Below are 17,697 nucleotides of genomic sequence, written 5' to 3'. Positions count from 1 at the left end.
TTTTTGAATTTTATTTCGCCATGTATTTTCATCGGTTGTTGACAGTTAACCGCAGGTGAAAATGCATGGCAGTTTTATTTGTTACGTCTAAAAGGATGCATCATGAAAATTGTTATTGCGCCAGATTCCTTTAAGGAGAGTGTCAGCGCTGAATTGGCGGCATTGGCGATTGCTCGAGGATTTCATGAAATTTACCCTGAAGCGGAATGCATTTGTCTGCCAATTGCCGATGGCGGAGAAGGCACGGTAGATGCGCTGGTCGCCGCCACCGGCGGGAAGAAGATATGGCTCGAGGTTATGGGGCCATTGGGGGAGAAGACGCAGGCGTTTTATGGTATCAGCGGTGATGGCGGTACAGCGGTAATAGAAATGGCAGCGGCCAGCGGCCTGATGCTGGTTCCGGCGGAGCGACGCAATCCACTGCATGCAACCAGCTATGGCACCGGCGAACTCATTCGGCACGCGTTGGATCAGGGAATACGTCATATCATTCTGGGTATAGGCGGAAGTGCCACGGTTGATGGCGGCGTGGGTATGATTCAGGCACTGGGCGGGCGTTTCTATCGTCCGGACGGTAAAGCACTCTCTTTGGGCGCCGCAGAACTGGCAACCTTGAACGCAATCGACCTGTCTGAACTGGATCCCCGCTTGCAGCAGTGTAACATTGAGGTGGCCTGCGATGTGGACAATCCACTGGTGGGGCCACAGGGGGCGGCGGCTGTTTTCGGTCCACAAAAAGGGGCAACTCCGGAAATCGTTGCGCAGTTGGAGCAGGCACTTGAACAGTATGCGGCGGTCATCCGACAGATCACTGGCAACGACATTAGAAAGATTGCTGGTGGTGGTTCCGCAGGGGGGATGGGGATCGCTTCACTGGTATTCCTTGGTGCAACACTGAAGCCGGGAATTGATATCATCATGGAAGCGCTGCGTCTGGAAGATGCCGTGATGTCAGCAGATCTGATCGTAACGGGTGAAGGCCGCATTGACGATCAGACGCTGGGCGGCAAGGCGTTGTCGGGTATTGCACGTCTGGCGCAGCGTCACAAACTGCCAGTAATAGCCATGGCGGGGGTGCTGGGTGAGGGGGCAGAGGCGCTCCACGAACAAGGTATCGATGCGATATTCAGTATCCTGCCAAGACTGTGTACGCTGGAAAATGCCCTTTCGCAGGGTGAAATTAATTTGCAGCAAAGCGCGAGGAATATTGCACGCGCGATGCAGATTGGTCAAAAAATAATATAATTAATAAAGAATAAGGCCATGCTGTGCAGGCAGATGGCCTTTATGTGAACCAGAACGACTCCCCCTCATTATCCGCAATACAGACTAACTATTCTCAAACTCGCAGCAGTGCTTATAAAAATTACTGATTTAATTTCTGACTCTTGTTGTGCTGTCTACCAGTGAATTGTCCGGCCAGCATGATACTGAGAGAATAAACACCTCGCAATCGCGGGATTTTTATTAAAAGTTAAATCAAGGAGAATATATATGTCTAATGGAACTATTACTTTCAGCGCTGATATCATTCGTGAGTCAATGAGTATTCCTGTTATCCGTCGTGCTATTGAATCAATCGATCCAGGCCCGTCTGGAAATATTCACGTCGATATGGGGGCGGTCAGCGAGTCTCAACTGTCAGGCATCGGCAATGCCGTACGCCCGGTTATGTTTGAAATGAGATTTGATAACTATGACGCCAGTAAAGTTCGCGTGAATTTTGAAGGCATTTCTTCTGAGTTCATTAGCGGTGCGCTGGAAAGCACCAATCCGGCTGTAGCCGTACGGTTGTACGATGCCTATGGCAATATACTGCCGATTAATACACCGCGTGAATATCCACTGTATCCAGGAGTGAATGTGATCAGGTTTATTTCAAGCCTGGTTGTCACGGGCGATAAGGTTTGCGCAGGCTCTCTGAAAGCATCCGCAAGCTATACCCTGTCATACGCGTAATGGTTGTATTTTAAACTGGAAAAACCCCGGCATCGCCCGGGGTTTTTTCTGTTATTTGCATCTTCTCTCTTTCTTAGTGAAGGTGCCGGAAGTCACATCGTAGAGAATATGTTCATGATCATGCCACCAGCGATGATCAGCGCCATAGCTAAGATCGCCGGGAAATCGGGTTTTTGCTTATAAAGAAGCATCGAACAGATCGTCACACCGACGATACCAAATCCGCACCACAGAGAGTAGGCGACACCGACCGGGATAGTGTTCATGGCGCGGGTCAGAGCGTAGTAGCACAGAGCATAGGCGAAGATAACCAGCACTGACGGCGCCAGTTTACTAAAGCCGTTAGTTTTTTTGATCATCGAGGTGCCGGTAATTTCGGAGCCGATTGACAGCGCCAGCCATAAAAATCCAAGATTAAACATATGCTATTCCTTTCCTGTTAGTTGGCGATGTTTTAGTTTGGCGAAGTTGTCGTTGTAGAGGATTGCTCTTCGTTCTCCTCATGCCCCATTTTGGAAAAGAGGTTCATGATGACGATCCCGCTGGCAATAACAGCCATACCGATTATTGCGGCGGTGTCCGGATGTTGGCCATAAAACGTCATTCCGAGGGTGGAGACCACCAGAATGCCGGTACCGGACCAGGAGGCGTATGCGAGGCCGACGGGAATATCTTTTACCGCACGGGATAGCGAGTAGTAGCAGACGCAATAAAGTAAGACCAGCAGCACCAGCAACGCTATTTTGGTTCCACCTTCACTGTTACTGAACATTTTGAGCGTAGAAGTGGCGGATGTTTCGGAAAGGATAACCAGCAGCATCCATAACCAGCATTTTGTTTTCGAAGACATATTAAAGCTCCAGGGTCAGATTAAAATTAAGGTTAAATTTTTCTCTCGTTTAAAAAATCTTTCGCGGCGTCGGTCAAAAGGGCATCAGGAGTCGTTGCCAGTGATGGGTTCATTTCTACATCTGTCACCGTAAGATATCGGCGCGGAAACCCGACTGGCGTGGCTTCAGGCTGGTCTGATGCCAGAATATTCAGCAGTTCATTCATAGTGCATAACGTCACGCCAGCTGCGGCCAGCTGTGACAGAGTTGACTGGATCTTTGCGGCGTAAGCTGAGTTTGCCTTCACGCCGCACAGCTGGTTAAGTTCACTCTCGGGATCGCAGTGATAACGCAGCGCCAGCACCGGGATCCCTGCCAGCAGGGCATCATGCAGGCGCTGCGCGACGGGGCTTTGCAGGTTGCCATTCACCAGCTGTGCCGCCAGCGGATAGTCGAGAAACGGCAGCAGCAGCGCGCGATAGGGTTCAGACGGTAGCGCTTTATGCCAGACATGCGCTGGCAGCACTTCGCCAGTCTTTTGCCACTGCGCGCTGTCGGCGATCGTGTCATCAAGCGCCAGCTGCATACGCTGCCCGCTGGTTGCCAGCCGACGGCAGATCTGCTGCCGGTAACCTTCTGCATCGGTGACCATCACCAGTACCGGCGGCTGTAGCCGGTGAAGGATGTTCGTGACCAGGCGTTCGATCTGTTCATCGGTCATAGCAGCCTCCGTTAACCTATCAGGGTGACCTGTGCGCCGTTTTTCAGACCTGCGGCGTTGGCCTCTTCGGTATCGATGTGAAACTCCAGAACGAAGTCTTCACGTACCCGCACAACCACTTCATCAAAGGTGAGCTGGCGTTCACCGTTGCTGCGTACACTGACTTTTTGGCCATTAACCACATTCAGCTGGCGCGCATCCTGCGGTGACATATGGATATGACGCCAGGCGCAAATTACCTGTGAATGCAGTTCGACATGACCCGCCGGGCCAATCAGTAACGCACCGCCGCTGTTATCAAGATGGCCGGATTCACGCACCGGGGCCTTTACCCCGAGCGTAAAGCAGTCAGAGCGGGAGATTTCCAGCTGGGAAACGGGCCGTGTTGGCCCGAGAACGCGAACACTGGTCAGTGAACCTTTGGGGCCGACCACCGTCACACACTCTCTGGCGGCAAACTGACCCGGCTGGCGCAGTGGTTTAAGCTCGGTAAGGGAGTAGCCCTCGCCAAACAGGGTTTCAACGTCAGGCTGTGACAGATGCACATGGCGGTTTGAGACGCCCACCGGGATTGCAGGCGCGGTATGGATCAGGCGGCTGACGATTTTTTCACACAGCAGGGTGTCGATCATGCCTTCTTCCCTTTCCTGGTTGTGGTCGTTTCTTCCGCTTCGCCGGGTAGAGTCGGCTGCGTGGCAGGCGCTACGCTTGCAGCCGGGAGGGGCGCCTGTTCTTCAGTTTTTACCGCAGCAGATAGTTCAGCTTTGGCCGCCGGGGATGGCATCCCTTTCAGCGTGCTTAATGCTTCGACAACGCAGCGTTCCGGACGGGCGATAACCAGTGAGCTGACGTGGTGCTCCGCTGCGGTGACGGCAACTCCGCGCTCAATAGCGGTATGGATGGCGCTAATTTCACCTTCAAAGCAGACGCTGACAATTCCAGACCCTACTTTCCGATAGCCGATACAGTTAACTCCGGCAGCTTTACAGGCAGCATCAACCGCCTGAATGGCAGCGACAAATCCTCGTGTTTCAATGACGCCTAAACTTTTCATTATGAACTCCTGTTAATGGCGAACCAGGCGAATATCAAAATCAAATTGCCCGAAAAACGTTTCCAGTTGGTTTAATTCCTCTGGGGTATATGAAGGATCTTCAGTCATGGGATAAGACATACCCAGCCGTTCATATTTTTTACGGCCCAGCTGGTGATAGGGCAGCATATCGATGCGGCGGATATTTCCGCGTTTCGCTAACTTTTTCACATAATCTATAGCGCCGGTAATGGCGCCCCAGGAGTCGTTGTAGCCGCGTACCAGCGGCATGCGGACAATAACATTGGCACCGTAATCAACCAGCCATTCCAGATTGCGGCGAATACCCTCATTGCTGATGCCAAATAATGCATGGTGGTGTTCACTGTTAATCTCTTTAATATCGAATAAGAAGGTATCGGTAACCGGGGCCAGTTTTTGATAATTTGCTAATGATGTTGTCCCCTGGGTTTCAACGGCGGTATTAATCATCATCTTTTTGCATTCGCTAAATAAAGCCACAGCGAAATCGGTTTGCAGGCTCATCTCGCCGCCGCCAATGGTGACGCCACCGCCGGATGAGACATAAAAATCATAGTCCTGCATGATAATATCCATCAGCTCGCTGACGGTGACATCTTTACCCACAATATCTAATGCACGCTGGGTACATATCTCTTCACATTTACGACAGCCGATACACTCTTTATTCCGGTCGATAAAATGCTTTATTTCACCATTTTCTTCTGCACGATAATGAACGGCAGTTGGGCAGACGTTGACGCAATCGCCACAGTTAATACATTTTTCCTGCGAGAACATCACCTGAAACTGGCTGGTTAACCCTTCCGGGTTGGCACACCATGGGCAGCGAATATTGCAGCCCTTAAAAAAAATCAGTGTGCGAATACCATCACCGTCGTAGATCGAATATTTCTGGATATTGAAAATTCGGCCTGTTAATTCTTGAGTTGCGATCACATTTGCCCCCTACAGATAAGCGCGGACGTCCTTGTCCATTAACTTCCGTCTCTTTATCAGAACTTCTCAATAACCGTACGGCTAATGATTTCGTCCTGAACTTCTTTGCACAGCTCGACGAAGTAGGCGCTGTATCCGGCGACGCGTACAATCAGATCGCGGTATTTCTCCGGTTCTTGCTGCGCTTTTTTCAGTACTTCGTTATCGACATAGCTGAACTGCATCTGGCCGTTGCCGAGAATTGAGGCGGTGCGCAGCAGAGTGATCAGTCCCTGACGCCCTTCAGTGGTATCCAGCAACCCTTTCAGGAACTTAAAGTTGTGCACCATACCGATATTCATGGTTTCCACGTTCATTTTGCTTACAGACTTAATAATCGCGGTCGGGCCATGTTTATCCGCGCCCTGCGTCGGGCTGATGCCGTCAGAGAGTGGCATCCATGCGAGGCGTCCGTTCGGCGTGGCGTTAGTCAGTTCACCAATCGGCGTATTATTTGAGATAGATAAAGTGCCATGGCTGAGGAGGGAGTAGAGCATCTTGTACTTACGGCACTCTCTCTCTGTCCACTCGGTGATATCGAGCGCGTACTGATCGACGTAGTTATCGTCATTTCCGTACTTCGGCGCATTCAGGCAGTCGCGGCGCAGCGCTTCGTAACCTTCAAAGTTAGCCAGCAGGGCATCACGGATTTGCTCAAGAGTGTATTTTTTATCTTCATACACCAGCTTGCGAATGGCGGCGATGGAGTCGACATAGGTCGCCAGACCGGAGAAGATCAGCCCCGGGCCGTGGTTGATCATGGCACCCCCTGCGGCGACGTCTTTACCACTCTCCATGCAGCCTTCTACCAGCAGCGACATCAGCGGCTTTGGTGCCACATCACGGTGGACGCGCTGGCTGATGACCGTACCGATTGCCGACAGGCGGACGATATGCTCAATCTGCTTTTTCACCGCAGCATCGAACTCTTCAAAGGTGCGCAGCTCGCGCAGGTCGCCGGTATCCAGTCCCTGATAGCTGTCAAACAGCACCATGCGACCGCGGTTAAGTACGAACTCAATAGCGATTGGCCACTGGGTATAGCCGGTCGATGTCCACTGATAGATACGGCCAGATTTCTGCGGCTCAACGCAGCCCATCAGGCAGTAGTCACGGGCGTCTTCGAAATCGAAGCCTTTACGCAGCATCATCTTGATATGCGAGTCATCGAAGTGGCAGGCCGGGAAGCCCATACCTGCTTTCACCACGTCGACGATTTTTTCCATATATTTTATCGGGGACTGGTTGTGAATACGGCAGGCCAGCGATGGCTGATAAACCTTCACAAAGCGCACCGCGTCCATAATCAGATAGGTCAGGTCGTTACAGGCATCGCCACCGGTACGTTTCTGGCCGCCAACGGTCAGGTTGATAAACGGTTGATAACCGGCGAAGTACTTCGCTCCCAGCTCGCTGGACATCCACATCAGTTCGGCACATTTGATGATAAAGGCCTGCATCATCTCCAGTGCGCCTTCATGGGTCAGACGCCCTTCGCGGATATCGGCTTCAAACATCGGGTAGCAGTACTGGTCAACGCGCCCCAGCGACAGCCCGGTCTGGTTCTCTTCCACTTCAAACAGTGACTCGACGGTCCAGATACTCTGCAACGCTTCCTGGAAGGTTTTAGGTGGATTAGCCGGTACATTCTGGTTTACTTCAGCAATGGTCAGAAGTTCGGCGCGACGCTGGGCATTCTGCTCTTTAGCCGCCAGTTCACGGGCGTGAGATGCGATGCGATGGGAATAATTAATCACCCCATCACAGGTTTCAATCGCCGCTTTATAGTAGTAAATACGGTCGATATCTTCCGGGTTCTCCATGCTTAACTGCGCAAGACGGTTCTGCGCGTCAGCTTTAATACCGTTCATTCCTTTGGTGAATAACAGGACGTCGTAGCCCGGGCAGGTATCGCCGCCGCCGTTAATCTGGTGATAGGAGAGGTCGCTGACGAACGTTTCGCCGCTGAACTCCCAAACGCCGGCCTCACGATATTGCGCTTCACAAATTTCATCCAGCGAGCGGCCTTCCCAGAACGGCACAATCTCTTCGCGAATCGTCTTTTTATCTTCTTCGCTGATCTCAAACGGATCCTGCGGGCGTGTGCTCATGGTGTCCAGTTCGTCACGAACCCAACGCCAGGCTATATCGGGTGAAAATGCGCCAGCACGTGCTTTACCGCACGGGTGGCCGACAATCAACTCATCGTCCTGGATAAGAATCGGCGCGGTTTCACAGGCATGGCGGAAGGCTTTAGCGCGTAACAGAATGGTTGGCATTCCCGGATTGGCTTTGACCACCTTGGTAAAGGCCAGCGCACGATAGATTGAGACGCTCGGGCGTGCCTCGAGGTAATTATTGCGCAGGCGTTGCAGGCGCGGGGTTAATCCTTCCATCACCGCCGCGTTGCTGTAAGCGGCAAATGGCGCAGCAGACACGGCCTGAACGCTGCTGAACAGGCGTACCGGCAGGTTCAGGGCGCTGAGGTTACGCTGTGCACTCAGGAACATCTCTGACAGCGGATTAATCACCACGCTGGCATCGTCGAGGCTGGAACCATGGCGCAGGGCGTCAAACATTGGATAGCCATCGATAGCGCTGGCAGCGCGAACTTCGCTTAATTCTGCCAGTTTAAACCACAGGCTCTCGACGATCTCATAGGCCTGCTGAGGAGTAAGATGGCCACTGTCAATATCGCGCTGATACCAGGAGAGCAGGGCTTTGTCAGCTCCTTCCGGATTCACTGCGTAGCTGCCATTATCCAGCTGTAGCGCCAGCTGGAACAGATAGAATGCCTGGCAGGCTTCTTTAAAGTTACGTGCCGGATGGGCCGGAACATGGTGCAGAATAGCGGCGCTGTCGAGCAGTTCGGCCTGGCGGAATGCATTACTTTCGGCGGCGGCCAGAGTTTCAGCGCTACTGGCCAGATTCTGTGCCAGAGCGAGCAGGCCGTCGCAGGCATAGATCGCTGCGCGGCAGCCGTTAACCTCATCCATACTGCTGCGGCTGACGGCACTGCCCAGCGAGCGAGTTTTCTCTTCGAGCTGGTGTTTGATCGCCAGCACGCCTTTTTCGATCACCAGCTTATAATCCGCTGAGTCCAGATCGCTGTTGAGATTAAGGAACTGAAAGACCGATGCGCGCTGCGCAGTGCTCTCGTCATGGAAAACCGCCCCGTGTGGTTTACGGGTCTGGTTGCCGACGATCAGTTCATCAGGGCTGATGTTGAGCGGCAGCTGGCGCATCAGTTCATAGAAGCGTCGTGCTGGTTTTACGGCGGCGGGTACGCCAGCGATATCGTTATCAAGGACGTTCAGCAGCGAGGCATGTTCAGTACACAGCGTGCTTTTATGAGTGAGTAAACGTTCTGCCAGCACTTTGACGCGTGGCGTTAGGCTGTAATTTGCCATGGTAGAGTCTCCAATTTTTTAATCTTGTTCAGGTTGGCCGATCCATGCCCGGCGATAGATATCAATTAATCCCTGAGCGTCAGGCGTGCGCGGATTGGTTGGGGTACAGCTGTCGCGCAGCGCCTGGCCTACCATTTCCGGCAGCTGGTGTTCAAAATCGGTGGCCTTGATCCCGGTATCGCGGATGCCATCAGGCATGGCCATCTCATCTTTCAGCGCCCTGATAGCCACCAGCAGGCTGGTCACGCCCTGCCGTGGGGTTTGTGCAGGCAGATCCAGCAGGTGTGCCAGACGGGCATATTTGCGGGCGGCTTCTGTGTCACACTCCCCCTGATAGTCGGCGTTCCATGCCACGACTTCCGCCATCAACAGCGCATTAGCGCGGCCATGGGGTACGCGGAATACGCCGCCTAATGCGTGGGCGAGGCTATGAGTAATTCCGAGGGATGCATTGGTAAATGCCATGCCAGCCATGCAGGAAGCGTTATGCATTTTTTCCCGTGCCAGCAGGTTGTCACCGCTACGCCAGCAGGTAGGCAGATAGCGGAACACCTGCTGTACCGTCTTCTCTGCCAGTGCGTCAGAAAAATCGCTGGCAGCGCGTGAAACATAGGCTTCAAGCGCGTGACAAAGCACGTCCATACCGGTGTCGGCGGTGATGGCGGGAGGTACTGAGGCCACCAGCGCCGGGTCAAGAATAGCGATATCCGGCAGCAGAGAAGGATCCACCAGCACCAGTTTTTCAGCGTGAGCTTTCACCACCGAAAAAGCGGTAACTTCTGAACCGGTACCGCTGGTGGTGGGAATTGCCACGAAGCAAGGGCGCTGGCGTTGAGCGTCCGGACGGGTTTTTGCCAGGGCGAAAATAACCGCTTTGGCTGCATCAATTACCGAACCACCGCCAAGGGCGATAACCGTATCCGGATAGCTGTTGTCCATCAGCTTCATACCGCGTACCACGGTGGCGATATCCGGATCGGCCACCACGTCGTCCCAGACCTGTAAGGCGATGCCGCGTGGTTGCAGCATCTGCATTACGCGACCGGCGAGGCCAAACTTAACCATCGCCTGATCGGTTACCAGCAGTACGCTACGGGCGGGCAGCTCGTTCAGCACGGTCAGTGCGTCCTGACCAAAGCGGATCCGGGGTTTCAGCAAAAATTCACTCATTGGTTATTAACTCCTCAGCGATCCCGAAACACTTTCTCGACAATGGCCACCACCGACATGGCTTTGTAGCGGTCTTTGTTAAGCGCGAAATACTCCTCAGCCAGCACGATGTCGTGCATACCTGCTCCAACGCTATCGACCGCGACCCAGGTCTGGTCTTTCATCGGCTGCTGGTCATCATCTAATTTAGTGACCAGCAGCAGGTTGCTGCCGCGTAGCTCATCGCTTTTTTGCGTAGCGACGACATGTCCGGTTACCTTTGCGAGAATCATTGTTTTATCGCCTTATTTCAGTGCGTTATTTTCCCAGGCCTTCCAGCACCTGACGAATAACGCGTTCCACATTTTGTTCGGTAATTTCACCCTGAGCGGCGCTGCTGGCGGCGGTCGTGAAACGGTCGTCTGCTGCAGCTGTGCTGCTGGTGACAGGTGCATTTGCAGATGGTGGAGCGAAACGAACATCATCGAGGATGCTGTGGCACGGATTGTCACCTGGTACCACTCTTGCTGGCTGTGGTTCAGGGCGGCTGCCTGGGCTGCGTAGTTCTTCAATGGAGCGAACGCCGTAGCCAACTTTGCGGATGTTCAGCAGGTTCATCGGGCCAACGTTATCGGAGCTGGAGCCACCGCCGACGGCACCGCAACCCAGGGTCAGTGCCGGATTCAGATTGGTGGTTGCACCAATGCCACCCAGCGCTGCTGGTGTGTTAACCAAAATGCGGTTTACCGGCTTTTCAAGGCTAAACTGGCGAATGACGTCTTGATTACGGGTATGGATCACCAGGGTATGGCCGAGACCTTCGTTAGTCAGCAGTTCCACTACGCGCTGACACGCTGCCTTCCAGTCCTCTTCAACATAGAGACCGAGAACCGGGCATAGTTTTTCTCTGGAGTAGGGGTTCTGGCGAGAGACGACGCTCTGCTCGGCAATCAGTACGCGGGTGCTGGTGGGGATACTGAACCCGGCCATCTGGCTGAGGGTCAGCGCAGATTTGCCAACCACTTTTGGGTTGATAGAGCCGTTAGGGCGCAGCAGCAGGGAGGCGATTTTCGCTGCTTCGCTTTCGTTCATAAAATACGCGCCCTGAGATTCCAGCTCGCGGATCACTTCGTTGTAAATGCAACGTTCAACGATTATCGACTGCTCGGAGGCGCAGATCACGCCGTTATCGAAGGTTTTACTGGTAATAATATCTTTCACTGCATGATGAATATCGGCGCTGCGTTCGATAAATGCCGGGCCGTTTCCCGGACCGCCGCTGATGGTTGGGGTGCCGGAGGCATAGGCTGCACGTACCATTCCTTCACCGCCGGTGGCCAGAATTAACGACACCTCTTTGCTGTGCATCAGCTCGGAAGTGGCCTCCAGCGTCAGCTCACTAATGGTATCAACACATCCGGCGGGGGCACCTGCTGCTTCTGCCGCACGTTTAACGATTTCAATGGTTTTCAAGCTGCACTGGCGAGCTCCAGGATGCGGAGAGAAGATAATCGCGTTGCCGGCTTTCAGGGCAATCAGTGCTTTGTAGATAACGGTAGAAGTTGGATTGGTTGACGGCACCAGTGCACAAATCACTCCCAGCGGCACGCCCACATCCATCACTTTATTTATCTGATCGTCATGAATGATGCCGATGGTTTTTATATCTTTAATCGCGTCGTAAACGCGCAGCGAGGCAAAACGGTTCTTCAGAACTTTATCCTGCCAGTTGCCAAAACCGGTCTCTTCTGCGGCCATTTTCGCCAGCGATTCGGCGTGATGTGCAGCCTCCTGGGCCACGTTTTTCACAATGGCGTCGATTTGCTGTTGCGTAAAAGTAGCCAGCGTTGCCTGGGCCTTTTTGGCGCTACGTACCAGTTCCCGGACATGCTGTCGGGAGCGCAAATCGTAATCCAGTTCGATCATGAGTCTATCCTTCTTCAGACTAAAAGAGTGGGGATGGGGCGTTACCGGTCAGGTCATGCTTTGTGCTGTGCTGCGATTTTCTCAATATCGTTATGTGGCCGTGCAATCACCCGATAAGTGACGACTTCGCCAATTCGTTTCGCTGATTCCACGCCGGAGTCAACGGCGGCTTTTACTGCGCCAACGTCGCCTTTCACCATCGCGGTTACCAGACCTGAACCAACGTTCTCGTAACCAATCAGCTCAACATTGGCGGCTTTACACATCGCATCCGCTGCTTCTATGCAGGCCACCAGACCTTTGGTTTCAATCAGACCAAGTGCTTCTTTCATCAGTTGTTCTCCGGTTATTCTGCGATTTTGTAATGTGAGACGATCTTACTGATGTCGTTATGCGGGCGGGCAATGACCAGCGAAGTCACCACTTCACCAATGCGCTGCGCCGATTCCACGCCCGAGTCCACCGCCGCTTTTACCGCGCCAACATCACCTTTCACCATCGCGGTAACCAGGCCAGAACCGACGTTTTCATAGCCAATCAGCTCAACGTTGGCGGCTTTACACATCGCATCTGCCGCTTCAATGCAGGCGACCAGACCTTTGGTTTCAATCAGACCTAATGCATCACCCATTTGTGCTCTCCTGGCCCTCAGGCCTTGTGTTTAATGACAATTTTGTTGATGTCGTTATGTGGTCGTGCAATGACCAGCGAGGTCACCACTTCACCAATGCGCTGCGCCGATTCCACGCCCGAGTCCACCGCTGCTTTCACTGCACCGACATCGCCTTTCACCATCGCGGTGACCAGCCCTGAACCGACGTTTTCATAGCCGATCAGCTCAACGTTGGCGGCTTTACACATCGCATCAGCTGCTTCTATACAGGCCACCAGACCTTTGGTTTCGATGAGTCCTAATGCATCACCCATGGTGATCTCCTCCAGACAGGTTTTGTGATTTGGGGAAACCGTCCGCGTCATAGCGTTATTACGCAGAATCGGTGTTCGTTTTTTACTATAGGGAATGAGATATTGAATGGAATTTAAATCCACTTAACGGAAGTATTTAGTTTTTTATGCTTTTAATAAGGTGTTTTTAGCATCCCGTTTATGTATTTATGCTGTTTTTATTTAAGCTCTATATGATGGCTATGGCGGGTTTTTCGCCAAATAATGGCGTGGCTGAAGTTGTTAAAAACTTGATAATTTAATGCGAATTTGTGGTGGTGGCCGCACGTATTAAGTGTGGGGAAGATCATGTTTTAGGACGCAGGCTAAATACGAAAAATAGTTATATAAGGGGAGGGGCGTCGGGATGAAAACCACAGTGTGATGTTAGTCAAATTTACTGCCGGATTTCAGGTTGCAGATAAAGAGAGGGGAGTTGATGGAACTGAGCAGGATGGCCTTTTCATTGAGTTTCTGCGCGTTCAACAGCAGGCCGTCACGGCTGTCAGACATCTCACGCATAAAGTAAGCGAAGATAACATCCGGCGACTCATCAATCGATGATGCACTGGATTCCCAATTGCTGATCAGATAGTGGCGTTCTGTCAGTGAGATACGCTTACTGACATAGTTGAATTTGACATAGCGTTGCAGATAGAGCCATCCGGCGGCGGAATCAGTGTAGCCTTCAACTACCATCGAGCCTTTGCCGTTGGCGCCAAAGTTAAAATGGATATTGCCATTAACGTTCTCTTTTTCCATGTTCTCAAAGCGCATTATGGCCCGGCTGGAGCAGCGCATCACTCCGGCATTTTTTGTTGGCAGCAGCTTCCACGCACTGAAGCCGGCGGCGCAGAAAAAAAACAGCGTACAGAGAGCGAAAAACGGACGGGGAGCAAGTTTCATCACGACTTCCATGAGTAATAAAAATAGTTATCGCAGTATCCGAACGGATTATCTTCATGGCTTGCGCAGTGAGCGAGAAAAACACGGCCAAGATTATGGTTATCTAACCGGTCACCATAGAAAAAAACAAAGCGTTCACCTGGTTTGCACGCTAAATCCAGCCCCTGGCGTACGGCATCGAAATTTTTTCCGTAAATAGTGCCACTCACAGATCGCAGCATCTCATCGCTGGCAACAATTTCACACTGGCCATGAGGCATCTGCGTAAGGGTGATGGGATGGGATGCTTTGCTGCCAATTGAGCTTAAAAAAACCAGCAACACAGCGATAGTCAGCAGGCAGACACCGGCGATATACCAGCAAACACCGCGTTCATGTGCCGAAAGCGGTCTGGAAAGCACAACAGGCGGCTCATGCTCATTGCCGGGCGTCTCAGAGAACGATTCTGCCTCCCCGAACGACTGTGGCGGCAGATCCAGCTGTTCAATGGCAATATCCGGATTGAGCTGTAAATACCCGCGTGAAACGGTGATGATAATATTATCAATATCATAGAGTCGGAAGGTTTTACGCAGCATGCTCAGATATTGGTTGAGGTTAGCGTTGGATGACGTTAGCCCATTGTCATCCCATACCCTCTTGAGAACATCATCGCGGCTGATGACCTGGGGGTTGCACAGGAAAAAGTAGAGCAATGCGCTGGAGGTAATCGACAGCTGGCTGTCAGGTTCATTGCTTTCAGGAAGCGTAAGGGTGCCGTCCGTAGCGTCATAAATAAGACGGGCACTGATGTTGTAGCGCATCGCGGCCTCAATCTAAAGCTTCACGCAGGAAGCGTCATTATTGTGCAGACAAGCGCGAGAAGAGCGAGCGAATCAGCGTTATCTGCGGGCATTAGTTCGCACATCGTTCTTATCTGTTATGGCTCAGATCATACCGACGGAAGGGGAGGTTGGTACTTGATCGCTATCATTATTAGTATGAATATTCTTATCGGCACCCATAATTTTAAGGTTGTTAATGAGGCTGATGCTCTGTTAATGCGAAGCAGATCACAAATTACAAAATAGTAATATTGATGAAAAGAGTAAACTTTGATAACCCTCCTGCGAGAGGTGGCATCACAGGTTAACCTATTACGCTCTCAATTTTAATAAGCAGTGCTTTATAACAAAATCGCCCCTTCCACTGAGTGAAAGGGGCGTAAAATTATAAAATAATTTTAGCATTCAGTCTTGAAAGAGAGAAAGAGTTCTCATTTACAGCATGAATATTATTTTTTCCCTTCAGAAATGCTGATATTCCCCCAGGATTGGATTACACCAGTTTTTACTTTTTTTCCTGCATGGAGGTCAATGTTAGAAGCGAATCTTAGTGCTTGAGCATTGATATTTTGTTCTGCATTAAGTTTAATATCACCTTCTGTCATAATATCATTAGTCGAGATATTTTTGGCTGTCATGGAAATGTTAGAGTGTTTTCCCATCCATGAGTAGTCTGAATTAGCTATTAAATTATTAACGCTAATGCTGTTTTCTGCATTTAGGGTAATATTTCCATGGCTTTCGATGAGATTTGGAACTAGTTTATTGTAAATATTGTTAGCGCTCATATTCATGTCGCTTCCTGAGTAAACATAACCACTCATATTAATATCTTTTTTAGCTACAACATTCAAAGCGTTATCGGAGTAAACACTTTTTAGACTTGTTGTGCCAATTGAGGCAACATCTATATTCGAACCGGAAAGCATGTCAAGCGTGATGTCGCCACCGGCTTTGACAGATACATCTTTACTGGCTTTTACATCTTGAATTTCAATATTGTTTTTTGCTTTCAATGCAATATCTTTATCACTAGTTAAAGCGGAGGTCTTCCCATATGATGGCGCGAAGGCGATGATATTGTCAGCTTCAATATGTGCTGAACCGCCAGCATTGACATTAAGTAAACCGACATCTGCTGTACTGACAACCTTAAGATCGGAAGAGAGCGTGGAGTCGCTCAGGTTGGTGTATGAGTTTGTCTTCAGATTTAATGATTTTGCATTCCACATTTTAATCTTTGCAAGATCGGTCTCGCCTGAAGAGAGGTCATAATCTCCACCGTGGAAGTTAGCATTTGATGCTGAAAGTGATGATTTTTCACCCTGGGTAAATTTATCTGCATTGATATCAAGGTGGTACGATGAAGTATCGCCATCTAGTCTAATGTTTTTAGCACTATAATCAACTGATGAAGAGTTAACTTTACTACCCGCAGACTGAATTATATTCCCCTGTGAACCTGTAATTTTAACTTCGTTATTGGCATTAATATTACCATTCAGATTGGTGTTATTTATAATCGATGCGGAAAAAACATCGTCCATATTTACATCAGCACCTTTAGATTGTATCAAGTTGAGGCCACGCAATTCCAAAGAGTGTCCTTTAACTGAATCCTTAATATTGATATTGTTATCCTGTGACCAGTTATGGACGGCCAGTTTTCCATAATTTACGTTGGTATTACCCAGTTCGACATTCTTAGCATTGTTTCTAACAGTCAGCACAGCATCAGATTTTGAAATGCTGTTTACCAGACTTTCATTGATGATGCTCTTTCCTGCGATCAAGTCACCAGAGGTTTTAGCTATACCATCACCAATCACCAGGTCATTTGAGTTGGTGGTAATATCAACTCGTTTGGTTCTTGTGAAATCTGGTTTCTGACCTTCGGCTTTTGCCAGGACGTTATCTGCATTGATTGATAAACTCGCTGTCTCAACAGTTGATTTACCAAATTCTACGTAACCATCCTGGTTATTGGCCGCAATGTTCGTATTTAAACGACCTTTAATTAATGCATTATCTTTGATGTTGACGTTCCCGCCGCTGGCGAAGATTCTGGTTCCAGTAACAGTACCAGCGATAGTTATGTCTTTGTCATTATTCTCAAGGTAAACTCCGTCAGTGCGCATTACAACCTGGTTTGCTTCCAGCGTGCCGGTGTTATTGATGACACTGCGCGTCAGAGTATCAGTTGCCCATGCGGTCAGCGCTATTTGTCCACCAGGCGTACGGATGATTCCGCCGTTGTTAACTAATGCTCTCAGGCTGCCTTTATTTATTTTCACATTGATTAAACCAAACCCCATAAATGACAGGGTGATATCATCGCCAGCTACCAGAACCGCACCGCCTAAATTAGTGGTGATCTCGCCATGGTTATTGACTTCACCTGCACCGATTAGCGCAACTTCACTCTGTGATAAAATAACACCCTGGTTGGATACTGTTCCTTCGCCACCTCCCGAGAATGTGAGATTCCCTTTAATGAAGTCACTATCTTTAATGTCCAGAGATGAGGCAATCAGGCTGCCTACGTTTACGGTGGAACCCTTATTAATTAAGACACCATTAGGGTTGACGATATACACCTGACCATTGGCAGTCAGTGCGCCATCAATCTGAGTAGGATCAAGTGAATTGATGCGGTTGAGTACGGCGGATCTTTTATCCGGCTGGACGAACTGTAAAATTTCTTTTTGGCCAACATCCATATTGTCCCAGTTGATAACCATCTTGTTAGTGTTTTGTTTCACTACAGTATGATTTTGATTTTGGCTAATTGAACCGTTACCGCTAACGATGGTGCCTGTTCCTGCTGCATGAGCAGTGGAGGTAAAAGCGATGGCGATTGCAAGCGCCATTGGGTTTAGGGAAATTTTCCGCATTTTCATAACGTAAGTCCTTTTTTGGGGATTTTTATAATGATGCTTCATGCATCATGTAGGATGGTTTATTTTATAATTAT

The 17,697-nt window shown here is 50.3% G+C and carries 18 protein-coding genes; 2 read left to right on the top strand and 16 right to left on the bottom strand.

The annotated features are described in order from the left end of the window. Positions 1 to 102 precede the first annotated feature (102 nt). Positions 103 to 1,245 carry a glycerate kinase gene (locus tag GN242_RS15640; protein ID WP_154752281.1) on the top strand — a complete coding sequence of 381 codons (1,143 nt, stop codon included), beginning with the start codon at positions 103 to 105 and terminating at the stop codon, positions 1,243 to 1,245. Between the two features lie 249 nt (positions 1,246 to 1,494). Further along, the gene (locus GN242_RS15635; RefSeq protein ID WP_156287809.1) at positions 1,495 to 1,959 is read left to right on the top strand and encodes a fimbrial protein; all 465 of its coding nucleotides are present in this window, start codon (positions 1,495 to 1,497) and stop codon (positions 1,957 to 1,959) included. A gap of 92 nt (positions 1,960 to 2,051) precedes the next feature. Here GN242_RS15635 and GN242_RS15630 read toward each other — a convergent pair whose 3' ends face one another. The 16 genes from GN242_RS15630 to GN242_RS15555 all read right to left on the bottom strand — a co-directional run bounded on the left by GN242_RS15630 (position 2,052) and on the right by GN242_RS15555 (position 17,623). Continuing rightward, positions 2,052 to 2,381, bottom strand: coding sequence for a DMT family transporter (locus GN242_RS15630; RefSeq protein ID WP_154752279.1), 330 nt, complete (start codon positions 2,379 to 2,381; stop codon positions 2,052 to 2,054). Between the two features lie 32 nt (positions 2,382 to 2,413). Further along, positions 2,414 to 2,809: a DMT family transporter gene (locus GN242_RS15625; RefSeq protein ID WP_156287808.1), complete on the bottom strand. Its 396-nt coding sequence runs from the start codon at positions 2,807 to 2,809 to the stop codon at positions 2,414 to 2,416. Between the two features lie 32 nt (positions 2,810 to 2,841). Then, a complete protein-coding gene (locus tag GN242_RS15620) occupies positions 2,842 to 3,510 on the bottom strand; it encodes a hypothetical protein (protein ID WP_156287807.1) in 669 nt (222 codons plus the stop codon). An 11-nt stretch (positions 3,511 to 3,521) separates the two neighbouring features. Then, on the bottom strand, positions 3,522 to 4,142 hold the full coding sequence (locus GN242_RS15615; protein WP_154752276.1) for a phosphate propanoyltransferase: 621 nt from the start codon (positions 4,140 to 4,142) through the stop codon (positions 3,522 to 3,524). Further along, positions 4,139 to 4,564: a BMC domain-containing protein gene (locus GN242_RS15610; protein ID WP_154752275.1), complete on the bottom strand. Its 426-nt coding sequence runs from the start codon at positions 4,562 to 4,564 to the stop codon at positions 4,139 to 4,141. Before GN242_RS15610 ends, GN242_RS15615 begins: the two co-directional genes overlap by 4 nt. A gap of 12 nt (positions 4,565 to 4,576) precedes the next feature. Next, a complete protein-coding gene (gene cutD / locus GN242_RS15605; protein WP_156287806.1) occupies positions 4,577 to 5,524 on the bottom strand; it encodes a choline TMA-lyase-activating enzyme in 948 nt (315 codons plus the stop codon). A gap of 56 nt (positions 5,525 to 5,580) precedes the next feature. After that, positions 5,581 to 8,973, bottom strand: coding sequence for a choline trimethylamine-lyase (cutC, locus tag GN242_RS15600; RefSeq protein WP_156287805.1), 3,393 nt, complete (start codon positions 8,971 to 8,973; stop codon positions 5,581 to 5,583). An 18-nt stretch (positions 8,974 to 8,991) separates the two neighbouring features. After that, positions 8,992 to 10,143, bottom strand: coding sequence for a 1-propanol dehydrogenase PduQ (locus GN242_RS15595; protein WP_154752273.1), 1,152 nt, complete (start codon positions 10,141 to 10,143; stop codon positions 8,992 to 8,994). 14 nt (positions 10,144 to 10,157) lie between these two features. After that, entirely contained in the window at positions 10,158 to 10,415 is a 258-nt protein-coding gene (locus GN242_RS15590; RefSeq protein WP_154752272.1) for a EutN/CcmL family microcompartment protein, read from the bottom strand. Positions 10,416 to 10,440: 25 nt separating this feature from the next. Further along, positions 10,441 to 12,048: an acetaldehyde dehydrogenase (acetylating) gene (locus GN242_RS15585; RefSeq protein WP_154752271.1), complete on the bottom strand. Its 1,608-nt coding sequence runs from the start codon at positions 12,046 to 12,048 to the stop codon at positions 10,441 to 10,443. 53 nt (positions 12,049 to 12,101) lie between these two features. Next, positions 12,102 to 12,380: a BMC domain-containing protein gene (locus GN242_RS15580; RefSeq protein ID WP_154752270.1), complete on the bottom strand. Its 279-nt coding sequence runs from the start codon at positions 12,378 to 12,380 to the stop codon at positions 12,102 to 12,104. Positions 12,381 to 12,394: 14 nt separating this feature from the next. Beyond that, positions 12,395 to 12,679 (bottom strand): BMC domain-containing protein, encoded by a 285-nt coding sequence (locus tag GN242_RS15575; RefSeq protein WP_154752269.1) that lies wholly within the window; start codon positions 12,677 to 12,679, stop codon positions 12,395 to 12,397. Between the two features lie 17 nt (positions 12,680 to 12,696). Then, positions 12,697 to 12,975 carry a BMC domain-containing protein gene (locus tag GN242_RS15570; RefSeq protein ID WP_001540796.1) on the bottom strand — a complete coding sequence of 93 codons (279 nt, stop codon included), beginning with the start codon at positions 12,973 to 12,975 and terminating at the stop codon, positions 12,697 to 12,699. A gap of 405 nt (positions 12,976 to 13,380) precedes the next feature. Next, positions 13,381 to 13,899, bottom strand: a complete 519-nt coding sequence (locus tag GN242_RS15565; protein WP_154752268.1) for a FidL-like protein — start codon at positions 13,897 to 13,899, stop codon at positions 13,381 to 13,383. Continuing rightward, positions 13,899 to 14,702 (bottom strand): transcriptional regulator, encoded by an 804-nt coding sequence (locus GN242_RS15560; protein WP_156287804.1) that lies wholly within the window; start codon positions 14,700 to 14,702, stop codon positions 13,899 to 13,901. Before GN242_RS15560 ends, GN242_RS15565 begins: the two co-directional genes overlap by 1 nt. 470 nt (positions 14,703 to 15,172) lie before the next feature. Further along, a complete protein-coding gene (locus GN242_RS15555) occupies positions 15,173 to 17,623 on the bottom strand; it encodes a two-partner secretion domain-containing protein (protein WP_197094738.1) in 2,451 nt (816 codons plus the stop codon). Positions 17,624 to 17,697 lie beyond the last annotated feature (74 nt).

Source organism: Erwinia sorbitola, assembly GCF_009738185.1.
GTDB classification, from domain to species: Bacteria; Pseudomonadota; Gammaproteobacteria; order Enterobacterales; family Enterobacteriaceae; genus Erwinia; species Erwinia sorbitola.
Note: the sequence above shows the minus strand (reverse complement) of the source record. Positions and strands in the feature narration are given on the sequence as shown.

Bases quoted from the DNA above. Each gene is read 5' to 3' on its own strand.
- GN242_RS15640 (WP_154752281.1), top strand. From the start codon at position 103: ATGAAAATTGTTATTGCGCCAGATTCCTTTAAGGAGAGTGTCAGCGCT.
- GN242_RS15635 (WP_156287809.1), top strand. From the start codon at position 1,495: ATGTCTAATGGAACTATTACTTTCAGCGCTGATATCATTCGTGAGTCA.
- GN242_RS15630 (WP_154752279.1), bottom strand. From the start codon at position 2,381: ATGTTTAATCTTGGATTTTTATGGCTGGCGCTGTCAATCGGCTCCGAA.
- GN242_RS15625 (WP_156287808.1), bottom strand. From the start codon at position 2,809: ATGTCTTCGAAAACAAAATGCTGGTTATGGATGCTGCTGGTTATCCTT.
- GN242_RS15620 (WP_156287807.1), bottom strand. From the start codon at position 3,510: ATGACCGATGAACAGATCGAACGCCTGGTCACGAACATCCTTCACCGG.
- GN242_RS15615 (WP_154752276.1), bottom strand. From the start codon at position 4,142: ATGATCGACACCCTGCTGTGTGAAAAAATCGTCAGCCGCCTGATCCAT.
- GN242_RS15610 (WP_154752275.1), bottom strand. From the start codon at position 4,564: ATGAAAAGTTTAGGCGTCATTGAAACACGAGGATTTGTCGCTGCCATT.
- cutC (WP_156287805.1), bottom strand. From the start codon at position 8,973: ATGGCAAATTACAGCCTAACGCCACGCGTCAAAGTGCTGGCAGAACGT.
- GN242_RS15595 (WP_154752273.1), bottom strand. From the start codon at position 10,143: ATGAGTGAATTTTTGCTGAAACCCCGGATCCGCTTTGGTCAGGACGCA.
- GN242_RS15590 (WP_154752272.1), bottom strand. From the start codon at position 10,415: ATGATTCTCGCAAAGGTAACCGGACATGTCGTCGCTACGCAAAAAAGC.
- GN242_RS15585 (WP_154752271.1), bottom strand. From the start codon at position 12,048: ATGATCGAACTGGATTACGATTTGCGCTCCCGACAGCATGTCCGGGAA.
- GN242_RS15580 (WP_154752270.1), bottom strand. From the start codon at position 12,380: ATGAAAGAAGCACTTGGTCTGATTGAAACCAAAGGTCTGGTGGCCTGC.
- GN242_RS15575 (WP_154752269.1), bottom strand. From the start codon at position 12,679: ATGGGTGATGCATTAGGTCTGATTGAAACCAAAGGTCTGGTCGCCTGC.
- GN242_RS15570 (WP_001540796.1), bottom strand. From the start codon at position 12,975: ATGGGTGATGCATTAGGACTCATCGAAACCAAAGGTCTGGTGGCCTGT.
- GN242_RS15565 (WP_154752268.1), bottom strand. From the start codon at position 13,899: ATGAAACTTGCTCCCCGTCCGTTTTTCGCTCTCTGTACGCTGTTTTTT.
- GN242_RS15560 (WP_156287804.1), bottom strand. From the start codon at position 14,702: ATGCGCTACAACATCAGTGCCCGTCTTATTTATGACGCTACGGACGGC.
- GN242_RS15555 (WP_197094738.1), bottom strand. From the start codon at position 17,623: ATGAAAATGCGGAAAATTTCCCTAAACCCAATGGCGCTTGCAATCGCC.